12 protein-coding genes are annotated in these 14167 nt (G+C 58.9%); 10 read left to right on the top strand and 2 right to left on the bottom strand.

From position 1 onward, the window contains the following. The first annotated feature begins 169 nt into the window (after positions 1-169). Genes AB4Z52_RS18165 through AB4Z52_RS18140 form a run of 6 tightly spaced genes read left to right on the top strand, consistent with a single transcriptional unit; the run spans position 170 to position 8137 of the window. Complete coding sequence (locus AB4Z52_RS18165; RefSeq protein WP_442219316.1) at positions 170-3901, top strand: nitrate reductase subunit alpha; 3732 nt, start codon at positions 170-172, stop codon at positions 3899-3901. Continuing rightward, positions 3898-5421 (top strand): nitrate reductase subunit beta, encoded by a 1524-nt coding sequence (gene narH / locus AB4Z52_RS18160; protein WP_442219315.1) that lies wholly within the window; start codon positions 3898-3900, stop codon positions 5419-5421. Before AB4Z52_RS18165 ends, narH begins: the two co-directional genes overlap by 4 nt. Beyond that, positions 5421-6140: a nitrate reductase molybdenum cofactor assembly chaperone gene (narJ, locus tag AB4Z52_RS18155; RefSeq protein WP_442219314.1), complete on the top strand. Its 720-nt coding sequence runs from the start codon at positions 5421-5423 to the stop codon at positions 6138-6140. Before narH ends, narJ begins: the two co-directional genes overlap by 1 nt. Before the next feature lie 11 nt (positions 6141-6151). Further along, positions 6152-6940: a respiratory nitrate reductase subunit gamma gene (gene narI / locus AB4Z52_RS18150; protein WP_442219313.1), complete on the top strand. Its 789-nt coding sequence runs from the start codon at positions 6152-6154 to the stop codon at positions 6938-6940. Positions 6941-6943: 3 nt separating this feature from the next. Further along, positions 6944-7765, top strand: coding sequence for a peptidylprolyl isomerase (locus tag AB4Z52_RS18145; protein ID WP_442219312.1), 822 nt, complete (start codon positions 6944-6946; stop codon positions 7763-7765). A gap of 9 nt (positions 7766-7774) precedes the next feature. Continuing rightward, the gene (locus AB4Z52_RS18140; RefSeq protein WP_442219311.1) at positions 7775-8137 is read left to right on the top strand and encodes a hypothetical protein; all 363 of its coding nucleotides are present in this window, start codon (positions 7775-7777) and stop codon (positions 8135-8137) included. A gap of 756 nt (positions 8138-8893) precedes the next feature. Here AB4Z52_RS18140 and AB4Z52_RS18135 read toward each other — a convergent pair. Next, complete coding sequence (locus AB4Z52_RS18135; protein WP_111159163.1) at positions 8894-9040, bottom strand: DUF1127 domain-containing protein; 147 nt, start codon at positions 9038-9040, stop codon at positions 8894-8896. A 638-nt stretch (positions 9041-9678) separates the two neighbouring features. After that, positions 9679-11112 carry a DUF5939 domain-containing protein gene (locus AB4Z52_RS18130; protein ID WP_442219310.1) on the bottom strand — a complete coding sequence of 478 codons (1434 nt, stop codon included), beginning with the start codon at positions 11110-11112 and terminating at the stop codon, positions 9679-9681. Between the two features lie 223 nt (positions 11113-11335). Between AB4Z52_RS18130 and AB4Z52_RS18125 the strand changes: the two genes are divergently transcribed. The 4 genes from AB4Z52_RS18125 (at position 11336) to rsgA (ending at position 13873) form a co-directional block, all read left to right on the top strand. Next, positions 11336-11491, top strand: a complete 156-nt coding sequence (locus AB4Z52_RS18125; RefSeq protein ID WP_442219309.1) for a DUF1016 N-terminal domain-containing protein — start codon at positions 11336-11338, stop codon at positions 11489-11491. A 92-nt stretch (positions 11492-11583) separates the two neighbouring features. Further along, the gene (locus AB4Z52_RS18120) at positions 11584-12576 is read left to right on the top strand and encodes a PDDEXK nuclease domain-containing protein (protein WP_442219308.1); all 993 of its coding nucleotides are present in this window, start codon (positions 11584-11586) and stop codon (positions 12574-12576) included. Positions 12577-12608: 32 nt separating this feature from the next. Beyond that, positions 12609-12785 carry a hypothetical protein gene (locus tag AB4Z52_RS18115; protein ID WP_442219307.1) on the top strand — a complete coding sequence of 59 codons (177 nt, stop codon included), beginning with the start codon at positions 12609-12611 and terminating at the stop codon, positions 12783-12785. A gap of 35 nt (positions 12786-12820) precedes the next feature. Then, the gene (gene rsgA / locus AB4Z52_RS18110; RefSeq protein WP_442219306.1) at positions 12821-13873 is read left to right on the top strand and encodes a ribosome small subunit-dependent GTPase A; all 1053 of its coding nucleotides are present in this window, start codon (positions 12821-12823) and stop codon (positions 13871-13873) included. Positions 13874-14167: the final 294 nt, after the last annotated feature.

Here is a 14167-nt window from a genome sequence, read left to right as displayed (position 1 = left end):
GTCGCTGGCAATCGTGATCGGGACGCCAAGACGCCTTATGTAAAAACCAAAATCAATCGCCCGCATTGATTTGGATCAATGCACTGCCGTGAGTTCGATCCGATGTTGACAGCGTGCTCCGGGGCAACCGCCTGCCGGAGGGGCTTCGACGCACAGGATACACCCAGGCATGAGCCATTTTCTCGACCGGTTGACCTTCTTCAAGAAGCAGGTCGATACATTTGCGGATGGCCACGGCATCGTCACCAGCGAGCCGCGCGCGTGGGAGGACGGCTATCGGAAGCGCTGGCAGCACGACAAAATCGTGCGATCCACGCACGGCGTAAACTGTACCGGCTCATGCTCGTGGAAGATCTACGTCAAGGGCGGCATTGTCACCTGGGAGACGCAGCAGACCGACTATCCCCGAACCCGGCCGGACCTGCCCAATCACGAGCCACGCGGCTGCGCCCGTGGCGCCAGCTACTCCTGGTATCTGTATTCCGCCAACCGGGTGAAGCACCCGATGGTGCGTGGGCGGCTGCTCAAACTGTGGCGCGAGGCGCGCGCGACGCTGACACCGGTCGCCGCCTGGGCCTCGATCGTCGAGAATCCCGAGAAGCGTTCCAGCTACACCACCAAGCGCGGTCTCGGCGGCCTGATCCGCGCCAGCTGGGACGAGGTCAATGAAATCATTGCGTCGGCCAATGCCTACACGGTCAAAACCCACGGCCCCGACCGCATCATGGGCTTTTCGCCCATTCCGGCGATGTCGATGGTCTCCTACGCCGCCGGTGCCCGCTATCTGTCGCTGCTCGGCGGCGTTTGCCTGAGCTTTTATGACTGGTATTGCGATCTGCCTCCGGCCAGCCCGCAAACCTGGGGCGAGCAGACGGATGTACCGGAAAGTGCCGACTGGTATAATGCCGGCTACTTGATGATCTGGGGTTCGAACGTGCCGCAGACGCGCACGCCGGACGCCCACTTCTACACCGAGGTGCGCTACAAGGGCACCAAGAGCGTCGTCGTGTCGCCTGACTATGCCGAGGCGACCAAGTTCGCCGATCTCTGGCTCCATCCCAAGCAGGGCACCGATGCGGCGCTGGCCTTGGCGATCGGCCATGTCATCCTGCGCGAATACTATCTCGACCGGAGCGTGCCCTACTTCGCGGATTATGCGCGCCGTTATACCGACCTGCCGATGCTGGTGCGCCTCGTACGCAAGGGCAATGCCTTTATCCCTGAGCGGCTGCTTCGCGCCGAGGACTTCGCCGACAATCTCGGCGAGGCAAACAACGCCGCCTGGAAGACCATGGCGTTCGATCAGGACGGAAAACCGGTTGTGCCGCTCGGCTCGGTCGGCTTCCGCTGGGGCCAACAGGGCAAGTGGAATCTGGAGGCCAAGGAAAGCACCGGCCGCGACGTCGAACTGAAGCTGACGCTGGCTGGCGACCACCCGACGGCCCGCGTCAGCTTTCCTTACTTCGGCGGCCTGGCCACCAACGGCTTCAAGGCCACCCAGCATGCCGACGTGCTGACGCGCAACGTCCCAGTCTGCAATCTGGCGCTCAAAGACGGCGACACGCTGGTCACCACTGTGTTCGACCTGATGTGCGCAAACTATGGCCTCGACCGGGACCTGGGCGGTGACGGCGTCGCGAAGGATTACGACGCGGACAGCCCGTTCACCCCGGCCTGGGCGGAGAACATCACCGGCGTGCCGCGGGCGCACATCATCCACGTTGCGCGTGAGTTCGCGGCGAACGCCGAGAAGACAAACGGCCGCTCCATGGTCATTCTCGGCGCCGGGCTGAACCACTGGTATCACATGGATATGGCGTACCGCGGCATCATCAACATGCTGGTGTTTTGCGGCTGCATCGGTCAGTCTGGCGGTGGCTGGTCGCATTACGTTGGCCAGGAAAAGCTGCGGCCGCAGACCGGCTGGGCGCCGATCGCCTTCGGCACCGATTGGTCCAAGCCTCCGCGCCATATGAACGGCACCTCGTTCTTTTACGGACATACCGACCAGTGGCGCTACGAGACGTTGAACGTGGCCGAGATCCTGTCCCCCACGGCGCCGGACGGCGATTGGAGCGGCAGCCTGATCGACTACAATGTTCGCGCCGAGCGCATGGGCTGGCTGCCCTCTGCTCCGCAACTCAAGCAGAACCCGTTGACCATTGCGGGCAAGGCAAAGGCGGCGGGTCTGGATGCAAAAGAATACGTGGCCCACGCGCTGTCGTCCGGCGAACTCGAAATGTCCTGCCAGGACCCGGACGCGCCGGAAAACTGGCCGCGCAACATGTTCGTCTGGCGCTCCAACCTGCTCGGCTCGTCTGGCAAGGGGCACGAATATTTCCTGAAACACCTGCTGGGGACGACGAACGGCGTGCTGGGCAAGGACTTGGGCACGGAGGGACGCGAGCGGCCGCAGGACGTAGCCTGGCACGACAAGGCACCGGAAGGAAAGCTCGACCTGCTGGTGACGCTCGACTTTCGCATGTCGACCACCTGCGTCTATTCGGACATCGTTCTTCCCACGGCGACCTGGTACGAGAAGAACGACCTCAACACCTCGGACATGCATCCGTTCATCCATCCACTGACGGCGGCGGTCGATCCGGCATGGGAAGCGCGCACCGACTGGCAGATCTACAAGGATATCGCCCGGATGTTCTCGCAAGTCGCCCCTGAAGTGCTCGGCCGTGAGACCGACATCGTACTCACGCCAGTGCTTCATGACACCGCCGGCGAGCTCGCGCAGCCCTATGACGTCAGCGACTGGAAGCGTGAAGGTCTGGCCCCAGTCCCCGGCCGCACGATGCCGTCGGTGACTGTGGTCGAGCGCGACTATCCCAGCATTTATGCCCAGTTCACCTCGATTGGACCGCTGCTGGAGAAAACCGGCAATGGCGGCAAAGGCATCGGCTGGAATACCGACCACGAGGTCGAGTTCCTGCGGGCGCTCAATGGCACGGTTCCCCAAGGCCCGGCCGCCGGTCAGCCGAAGCTGGAGACCGACATCCACGCCATCGAGGCCATCCTCAGCTTGGCGCCGGAGACCAATGGTGAAGTGGCGGTGAAGGCGTGGGAAGCGCTGGGCAGTATGACCGGCCGGAACCATAGGCATTTGGCACTGGCCAAGGAAGACGAGAAGATCCGCTTCCGCGACGTCGTCGCACAGCCCCGCAAGATCATTTCGTCACCGACCTGGTCGGGCATCGAAAGCGATAAGGTCTGTTACAACGCCGGCTACACGAACGTGCACGAATACATCCCATGGCGCACACTGACAGGCCGACAACAGCTTTACCAGGACCATTTGTGGATGCGGGCGTTCGGCGAGGGCCTGGTGACCTGGCGGCCGCCGGTGGACACCAAGGCGACAGTGCATGTGCAGGGTCGTCACTCGAATGGCAATCCTGAGATCGCGCTCAACTTCGTCACCCCGCACCAAAAATGGGGCATCCACAGCACTTACACAGATAACCTTTTGATGCTTACGCTGAGCCGCGGCGGTCCGTGCATCTGGATCAGCGAGACTGACGCCAAAAAAGTGGGGATCGTCGATAACGATTGGATCGAAGCCTACAACACCAATGGCGCCCTGGTAGCCCGGGCGGTGGTCTCGCAACGGGTCAATCCAGGCATGGTGATGATGTACCATGCGCAGGAGAAGATCATGAACATGCCCGGCAGCGAGATTACCGGGCAGCGCGGCGGTATCCATAACTCGGTGACGCGTGTGGTCCTCAAGCCCACGCACATGATCGGGGGTTACGCCCACCAGGCCTATGGCTTCAACTATTACGGCACGGTCGGCAGCAACCGCGACGAGTTCATCGTCATCCGGCGCATGAACACAGTCGACTGGTTGGATGGGACCACACCCACCATTCAGAAGGAAACCGTAGCATGAGAGTTCGCGCGCAGATCGGCATGGTCCTCAATCTCGACAAATGCATCGGCTGTCACACCTGTTCTGTCACTTGCAAGAACGTCTGGACCAGCCGCGAGGGCGTCGAATATGCCTGGTTCAACAATGTCGAGACCAAGCCCGGTATCGGCTATCCCAAGGATTGGGAGAACCAGAAGCGTTGGAAGGGTGGCTGGAAGCGTAGGGCCGACGGCGCTATCGAACCGCGCATCGGCGCCAAATGGCGTGTTCTTGCCAATATCTTCGCCAATCCCGATCTGCCGGAGATCGACGACTACTACGAGCCCTTCACCTTTGACTACGCCCACTTGCAGACGGCGCCCGAGGGCAAGGTTGTGCCGACGGCGCGACCGCGCTCGCTGATATCGGGCGAGCGGATGGAAAAGATCAAGTGGGGACCGAACTGGGAGGAAATCCTCGGCGGCGCGTTTTCGAGCCGGTCGAAGGATGCCAATTTCGAAGGCGTTCAAAAGGACATATACGGCCAGTTCGAAAACACCTTCATGATGTATCTGCCGCGCCTGTGCGAACATTGCTTGAACCCGACCTGCGTCGCTGCGTGCCCATCTGGCGCGATCTACAAGCGGGAAGAAGACGGCATCGTGCTCATCGACCAGGACAAGTGTCGCGGCTGGCGTATGTGCGTCTCGGCATGCCCCTACAAGAAGATCTATTACAACTGGTCCTCCGGCAAATCCGAGAAGTGCACGTTCTGCTTCCCACGCATCGAGGCCGGGCTGCCGACCGTATGTTCGGAAACCTGTGTCGGCCGCATCCGCTATCTCGGCGTGGTCCTGTATGATGCAGACCAGATCCAGGCCGCTGCATCGGCCCCCGACATCGGCGATCTCTATCAGGAACAGCTCAAGGTCTTCCTGGACCCCCACGACCCCCAGGTCCAAGCCCAAGCCCGCCTCGACGGCATCTCGGAAGCCTGGCTGGAATCGGCCAAGCTTTCGCCGGTTTGGAAGATGGCGATGGACTGGAAGATCGCCTTCCCGCTGCATCCTGAATACCGCACCTTGCCGATGGTCTGGTATGTGCCGCCGCTGTCGCCGATCCAGGCCGCGGCTGCCAACGGCGACCTTGGCGAGATCGGCGGCATGCCTGATGTGAAATCCTTGCGCATCCCCGTCGAATACCTTGCCAACCTGCTCACGGCCGGCCGCACGGAGCCCGTGCAACTGGCCCTGGAGCGGATGCTGGCGATGCGCGCCTATATGCGCTCGAAGACGGTCGATGGCGTGCTGGATGACGGTATCGCCGAGCGTGTCGGCCTGAGCGGCGCCGATATCGAGGACATGTATCAGCTGATGGCGATTGCCAATTACGAGGACCGCTTCGTCATCCCGACGGCGCATCGTGAGACCGGCGAAGACGCCTTCGAGATGCGCGGCTCCTGTGGCTTCTCCTTCGGCGAAAATTGCAGCAGCAGCAAGACTGGCTTCGACCTGTTCGCCGGCAACAAGCCGCGGACTAAGGCACAAGAGGAGGTTGCGTAATGGCCCGCACATACCGCGCACTGGCGGCCCTTCTGTCTTATCCCACAGAGGCGTTACAGGCAGCGATGAGTGAGATTGCGCAGGTGCTGGCAGACGATGGCATCATTGCTGCACCCCAACTACCGGCTATTTGCGCCTTCCTGAACGAGATGGCGGCCGCGGACATCTATGACCTTCAGGAACGTTACGTCGCGCTGTTTGACCGCAGCCGCACGCTGTCATTGCATCTGTTCGAACATATCCATGGAGAGAGCCGGGACCGGGGCCAGGCGATGGCCGACCTGATCACTCTTTACCAGCAGCACGGACTGGAGATGGCGATTGACGAACTGCCCGACTTCCTGCCGCTTTTCCTCGAGTTTCTGTCGCTCCTGCCGGAGGCTGAAGCCCGGACGATGCTCACCGAGCCGGCCGGCATTCTAAGGGCCTTGACCGACCGGCTGGCCGCCCGCAACACCGGCTATATGACGGTCATGGCGGCACTTGCCGATATCGCCGCCGCGCCGATGATGGCGATGTCGGATATCCCCGAAGAAGACCCCGACGACCTCGAAGCCATGGATGCCGCCTGGGAAGAGGCGGCCGTCAGTTTTGGACCCGGCGAGGCAGTCGATGCCTGCGGCGCGGAGCGACTGCGCAATCAGATCCGCGCCGGACAGCGAGACGCACGACAGAATCCCGACTGCAGCGCCCCCTCCCGCGACACAGCGGCAGCTTAGGAACAGCGATCATGGAAGACTGGCTCAACAATGTCCTTTTTGGTTGGTATCCCTACGTGGCTCTGACCGTGTTCCTGGTCGGCAGCCTGTTGCGTTTCGACCATTCGCAATATACTTGGCGCACCGGGTCGAGCCAGTTGCTCCGCCGCCGCCAGATGATGTGGGGGTCGAACCTCATGCATGTCGGCATCCTGGCAATCTTCGGCGGTCATCTCGTTGGACTGTTGACGCCGGTCGTGGTGTTCGACACGCTCGGCATCAGCCATAGCTTCAAGCAGCTGCTGGCGATGAGCGTCGGCGGCATCGCCGGTGTCGCGTGCTGGATCGGCATTGCATTGCTGGCCCACCGGCGCCTGTTCGACGCTCGCATCCGCAACACCTCCACTTTCGCCGACATCGCGATCCTCCTGGTGCTGTGGGTGCAACTGACGCTCGGCTTGTCCACGATTTTCATCTCCGCGAACCATCTCGACGGTCATGAGATGCTCAAGTTCATGACATGGGCCCAGGGCATCTTGATACTCAATCCGGGCGTCGCGGTCGTGGTCTCCGACGTCAGCCCGATCTTCAAACTCCACCTGTTTTTGGGCATGACGATCTTCTTGCTCTTTCCATTCACCAGGCTGGTGCACGTCTGGAGCGCCCCGATCTGGTATCTTGGCCGCAAAGGCTACCAGATCGTGCGCACCACCCGCCCCGTCGCGGGGCGTCCAAAAGTTATTTCGATTGCCCCTCAGGCGGTCTTTACCCCCCTCCATACTCCGGTGACCCATCCCCTCCCGCTCCCAGGAAACGAGTGAGCCATGCGCATCGAAATCACACGGTCTTCCGTCCCCAAAATCGTAGCCGTCAACGAGGCAATCATTGCCAGCGCCGATATTGCCCGCGAGGTTCAGAACCACAAAGGCATCTCGCCAGGCCTTGCCTGGGAGGCTGCAACGAGGGCGCTGGTGGTGCGCGAATTGCTGTCGCAGCGGGCCCGCGCGCTTGGACTTGTCGCCGATCCGCGCAGCGAGAACGGGCTACGTGAAACCAACGAGGAGGCCTTGATCCGCAAACTGCTCGAAACTGAGGTCACGACGCCCTTGGCGCAGGAGGCGGACTGCCACCGCTACTATCGTTGCAATCTGGCGCGGTTTCGCAGCCCGGATCTCTACGAACCGCTGCATATCCTGTTTAAGGCCGACCGCGAGGACCAGTCCGCCTATGCGCAGGCTGTCTCCCAGGCGGAGATTACGCTAGCAGAGGTGAAGCGGGATCCGAGTTGCTTCGAGAGCATCGCAAAGGCTCTATCTGCCTGCCCCTCGTCAGCCAATGGCGGCCGCCTCGGGCAGGTCGCCCGCGGCGACACCACGCCCGAGTTCGAAGCAGCACTTCAGTCGCTTGAGGCGGGTCAGATCTGTCCGGACGTCGTGCGCACGCGGTATGGGGTGCATGTCGTCCGTCTGGACCGCAAGGTCGACGGTGGCGTGCTGCCGTTCGAGCAGGTTTGTGAACGCATTGCCGTCTATCTTGAGGCGAGTTCCGCACGCCGCGCTGGCGCGCAGTATGTGGCATTGCTGGCGGGCCAGGCTGTCATCAGCGGGTTCGACATTGCGGGGGCTACCTCGCCCCTCCTACAGTAGGAGGCGTCAATGCTAGGCACCATTCTAGGCGGCCTGACCAATGCGGCGGCGGCGGAAGAATGTCTGTTTTCCATCGCTGACGAGGCTCTGCTTACGCGGGTTAAGAGCGGCGCACACGACAACTCGGTCACACCGGGAACCTATGTTGCCGCCACCGTGCGCCACCTGCTCGACCACGGCAGCGAGGAGATCTGGCTCGACCTGGTCGGCAAGATGGCCAATTCGCCACAACCAGGCGCGGCCGCGTTGCAGGCCATCCTTCAACATGCGTTTCCGGCGGCAACCGCTCAAGCGTGCTGTGGGCATAGTCCTGAGGCGCACAGCCACCATCCACCTGCACCAAACCCGTCCACACTGAGAAACAAGGCATGATGAACGTGGCCTTCCCTGTTCGACAACCGCCACTCCTGCACGCCGCCTAGCCCGACATCGGGGGCGAGATAATCTTCGCTGACAAGACGACGTTTCTTCAACGCGAAGATTGCATCTTGGTCGCCAGTATAGGTTGCCGGTTGCTGTGAATCTCACAGGAATCCATCAGGTAATTTGGCATACAACAGCCCGCACCGCGTAAAACCATTCTACAGACAATACTCGATTGGTCGCAAAACAGGCCAGCATGGCAAAGGGATGCTCTTGGCCGCATCGTCACTTCCGGCACGCTCGATCGGGCAATTGGCGCATTTGCCTGCCAATCCCGGAAACGGATCCGCTATCACTTTGGCTTCCCTCAGGGATATCCGTTCAGGCGCTCTGTGCCTTTGCCAGGCGTAACGCTCTCGCCCTTAAACCTCGGCGCCGACAGGAATGAGCCCAACACGATCTTGGTCTCTAAGAGCAATTGGGCCAAAACAAAAAAAGCCCGCCGCAGGAGGAGGTGTGGCAGGCTTTTCGAAAAGAACCGAACAGCGACCGGGAGGAGGTGCATGGCTTCGATAGGTCCAATCACACACCGAACATGGGCGATTCCTGCCTTATGCAGCACTGCAGCCATGCGAGAAATACAAGTCGGAAGGGGTTGCGATGGAACGACTGCGAAAACCGATCCCAGACATTGGAGACCGACGCAAAAACGCCCGCATCATCAGCGGGCGTCGTGCAACCTCGAGCGGGTGTCGTCTGGCGCGATTAGCGAGAAACCGAAGCGCGGGCGACGCTGCGGATATCGGCACGATCGATGCCAAGGTCCTGCAATTCGCGGCTGGACATGCGACCAAGTTCGGTAACGGTCTGACGGAACTTGCGCCAGTTATTGAAAGAGCGTGCTACGTTCATGATTATCCCCTTTCCTGAGGGCTGTCTGACGTCAGCAACCTTGCTCGGCTCTGGCGTCGTTTCGATGGCTGAGATATAGGCGTTTCAATCGGTTTAAAACAGCGACAATCTCTCACTCCACCTATGCGCTACGCGCATGCGATTTTCGGACTTTGCGAAAAATGATCGTTCTTTAGTCTGCCAAGCGATCAACATCGTCATTTTGTGGTCTTTGAAGGCTGAGCGTCTCAAAGGCAAAACTTAAGCCGTCTAAAGCATCAGAGAGGTCCACAACGAAGCCGCGCTCTCGCACGAAATCGACACATTGGAACCTGCATATGACGCTGAGCGAACCAATGCGCGACGGCTTCTCGGAGAGGAAACGAGACACCTACTTTTTCTGACTGCTCCAAATTCGGAAAATACAAAGTTATTGAAAGACCATCATCGAGATAGCCCTGTACCAGGCGATCAACATTTTTGCTCGCCACTCCAAAGTCAGCCCTAAAGTAGGAGCGTCAAGATTTAAGGAGAATACAAGTCCAATTCCAGCAGGCTGCATATTGTGTGAATGCGTGTCGAGTGATAGCCCCGGTCACCTCAGTGAAGCTAACTGCTTGTGGTGCGCATTGGCACCGGGTTCGATGCTGATCGGCAAACTAAGATTTCATCAGGTCTATATGATAGACTGGCATGGCCTTGCTGACGCCCTTGAGTTCCGCCTCGCCTTTTGCCACCGGGTACGGCGCAATGATTTCCGCCACAGCCGGCGCGCGATATACTTCTTCGGTGATGCAAATTTCGTCGCCATCGGCAAGGTTTTGCACCCGTGCTGCGATATTCACCGTCTGACCAAAATAATCGAGCCGCTCGTTGAGCGTAACCGCGATCGCAGCGCCTCGATGCACGCCAATTTTAAGGATGAAATCACGTTGAAGGCGGTCTCGATTTAGCTGATCCACGGCCTCTCGCATATCGAGTGCCGCCTGCACCGCATCGGCAGAAGTCATAAACGCCGCCATCACGGCGTCACCGATCGTTTTGGTGACGGCTCCATTGTGCCGAACAGTTGCGTCGAGTAGATGCTGGAAGTGCCGCTGCACCTGAATGTAGGCGTTAAGGTCACCGATCCGCTCGTAGAGCGCGGTGGAGCCCTTGAGATCGGTGAATACAAGGGTAACGTCGAGAACCGCAATGCCCTCGGTCGCGCCGATCACTTCTGAGCGAAAGACGTCGCGAAAGGTTTGCGTGGTCAGCAGACGCTTGCCGGATAAGGACGGCCTGAAGTGGAGCTTCTGGCGCCGAAACGTCGCCTTCGGAAGCTGCAGGATACCGAATACAACCGTCGACTTTCCATCGTTACGAACTTCGAACATGACCTTACCGGGCGTGATGCTTGCGGCGGCGGCCATGCATTTGCCGCGGTCGAGTATGACCGGCACATGGGGTAGGGCTACACCCGTCCCACTCTCGACGGGGAAAAAAAATTGGGCGTCGCTTTCGAAATCCTGACCCAAAAGCGCGCCTTCGGCGGCATCAACCTCAAGATTGGCCGTGGAACCTGGATCTATACGGGTGAGCACTCTCACCAACCGTTTGGCAGCCTCGCTCCACGGCTCCCCATCGGGCATCATCCCGCCCGACGTCAATTTATAGTGAAAGACATAATCCCAAGCCGAAAGCGCATCCGGTTTATGGAAGCGGATGCTGCGCACGGCGGGCGAAACCGTAAATGTCACCGTGATGTAATCGTCCAGCGCAGCGTCGTAATCGCTTTGACACAGGTGGCAGTGGAAATGCGTGTGCAGTTTGCGCAGGCTCCGGAAACTCTCGACAACGTCGGAGCACATCGGACAAACGAGCAGCCAGTCCATATCGAACAGGCCAGCAACACATGCATGGAGGAAAAGATCGATCGCTTCAGCCTCAGAAATCGATTTCTCTTTTGCGAACTCAATCGGATTGACGCGATAAAGTGCCTCATCCGTGCCCGAACGCAGTAGCATCTCCAGCCGTGAGAGAACGCGCGGACTCCAGGATTTAGCCGTTTCGACCACAACTAGGCGCTCTTCAAGTTTTTTTTCGTCGATCATCCCATTGCACCGCGATAAGACCTCGGTCACTTCAGCGTTCGGCTAAGGCTAGATACACAATTCACGCGCTTGGGGCGAGCCCTTTGAAACCTCTCAGGGCAGCCGTTTCCGTTAATCGAGAGCTGATCCTTCTCTACTGGAATATCGGCGGCGAGATTCTTGCGCGCTAGACGAAGGAGGGCTGGGGTGCCCGGGTGATCAATCGCCTCGCGACGGACCTTCGATGACGGGCCTTTCTCCTCGAAACCTCAAATACATGCGTGCGTTCGCTGAGGCCTTTGCCGACCGGGAAATCGTGCAACAAGTCGTTGCACAATTGTCCTGGGGCCATAACCTCAGGCTCGACGAGTCGCTGAAGAGTCCCGAGAAGCGACTATGACATGCCCGCCAGGCAATCGAACATGGGTGGAGCCGAAACGTTCTGGTACACCAGATCGAAAGCGGTCTCTATTTTTGCAGCAAGGAAAGGCTTTGACCAATTTCGCGCGAACGCTGCCGGCGCCACAATCCGATCTGGCCCAGGAACTGATCAAAGATCCCTACAGTTTCGATTTCCTCGCCGTCGGCTCGGCAATGTCCGAGCACGAACTGGAGCAAAGCCTGCCGGAGCACCTACGTTCCCTGATCTTTGAGCTGGGTAAAGGTTTCGCGTTCGTGGGTAGTCAGCATCATCTCGAGGTCCGGGGGCAAGATTACTACCTCGATCTTTTATTCTATCACCTTCGGCTGCGTTGCTTCGTCGTGGTCGAGCTCATGATCGAGGAACTTAAGCCGGAATTTGCCAGGAAGATGAACTTCTATCTCTCGGCGGTCGACGATCAGCTCCGGCATGAGACAGACGCTCCAATCGGAATTATCCTGTGCAAAGGCAAGAGCGAAGTGATTGTCGAGTGCGCCCTTCGGGATTCAACCAAGCCAATGGGCGTTGCAGAGTACACGCTGTCAGCTGCTCTTCCTGAACTGCTGCAAGCGGAACTCCCGACTGAGGCGGAGTTTGCAAGCGAGTTCCCATTGATGTCACTCGCAAAGCTGCGCATCGAAATCGAGCGGGAAATACGGTTGCTTCTGAATGACCAAATTGATGGCGAGCTCCCGCTGGCACTTGGATCGATGCGGGTAGAACTGCGGCAGCTCGGAATTGCTCCCCAAGTCACTGACCAGTTGCGAAGCGCGCTTCACGCAATGAACGAGGCAGTGCATGGAGTTGACGTGGATCCAACCGAAGCATACAGGGCGAACGAGGTCGCAACTGCCTTTCTTGCCGACTTCGGGCGATTCGCGATGGACAATGCTCATACTGTTCAACCCGAGCTATTGAACCTGGACGTAAATTTTGCCCCATCCGTATCGGATGAAGTCGCCCTGAACTTGATCGAACCGGCGTTGGCTAATCGCCTTTTGCGTAAGCACCTGATAGATCACAGATCGCTGAGTATGAGCTGTCGGGCATCATCTTCAGAGTAGACAAACCTCGGACCGGTACTGGAGAGCTTTTGATGGGTTGGAAAACACCGAAAATTGAATACGTGAATGGTTATAAGATCGTTGAAGTTGATGGGCCTATCTTCAAAGTCTACGATGGCGACCGTCAGCTCGGGGATGATTTCCCGTATTCCGGCGAGGCTGCTGCTCACGCAACTTCTTTGCCAAAGCGGGATCATCCACGCGACTAGGCGAGAAGCCGCGAAAAATTATCGAGAAACACTTTATGACAACCTTACCGAATGCGGAACAAGAGTTGACCAGCTCCCACCCTTCTTCACCGCTGGAACTGCTTGGGTGGTCTGAATTCTTCGCAGACCAGATCCAGCCCAGCGAAGCAGACCTGATCCCCAGACGCATCGCTTCAGTTCACCGGGCACGCATCGAGGCGATCGATGTCACCGGGCCGGTCAGACTGGAACTTCCAGCCAATACCAACACTGCTGACTACGCGGTGGGCGATTGGGTACTTGCCGATCCACTGACTGACATACTTATCAGCCGTCTCGACCGAAAAAGCGTCTTTCAACGACGCCCGGAAGGCGGACGTGGCCAGCAACTTGTTGCCGCCAACGTCGACACCCTGTTGATCGTGACCTCGTGTAACGCCGATTTTAATCTTGCTCGACTGGAACGCTATCTGATCATGGCCAACCAGGCCGGGAGCAATTCGGTGATTGTGCTGACGAAGGCTGACATCGCGGAAGACGCTGGCATGCTCCAGGCGCAAGCCGAGGCTTTGCAGCGTGACCTGCCTGTCATTGCTTTGAATGGGCGCTCCGCGGACGCCGTTTCCCGGTTGAGGCCGTGGTGCGGCGTTGGCCAGACGGTTGCGCTGGTGGGATCTTCCGGTGTCGGAAAATCGACGCTGGTGAACACCATGACCGGGCCCGAATCTGATACAGAGCAGAAAACAGGCACCATCCGCGAATACGACGCGCAGGGCCGACACACAACCACGGCGCGATCGCTGCATGCAATTTCAGGCGGCGGCTGGGTCATAGATACGCCAGGAATAAGAACGCTTTATGTGAGTGATGTTACCGACGGTATAGACACGCTCTTTGCTGAAATAACCGAACTGGCTCCGCTTTGCCGGTTTCGCGATTGCACCCATGCTCATGAACCGGGATGCGCCGTTCAGGCAGCTGTCGCAAGCGGTGCCCTGGTCGCCGATCGCTTGGAACGCTGGCGGAGACTGCTTGCAGAAAACCGCGACCGAACACCAGTCGTAAGCGGACCACGTGGCAACAAGATCGTTCGCAAGAAGAAATATTGAACGGTCTGAGCATTTGATACGCTGTTCATCGTGATTTACTCGAAGTGCCAATGGTTGGCACCGCTTCCCGGCTTTCATAAGCCGCAGTATAGACAGCGCGATCCTGCGCGGTGATTTTTGTCCTGTCGGCTGCCAAGTAGTCGAATAGCCAGTCCTGTACGATGCCGTAGCGGCTCTCAAATACCCGCTCTGATAACCCGGGAATCTAGTTGAAAGCAAACCACCATGGGTGTACCACGCGCGCTGGATTCTCCAGATCGTAGGTGCCTGGTGCTGGAAGCAGGCCATTTCCTC

It is taken from the genome of Rhizobium sp. 2YAF20 (assembly GCF_052114685.1).
In the GTDB taxonomy this organism is placed as follows: domain Bacteria; phylum Pseudomonadota; class Alphaproteobacteria; order Rhizobiales; family Rhizobiaceae; genus Rhizobium.
Note: the sequence above shows the minus strand (reverse complement) of the source record. Positions and strands in the feature narration are given on the sequence as shown.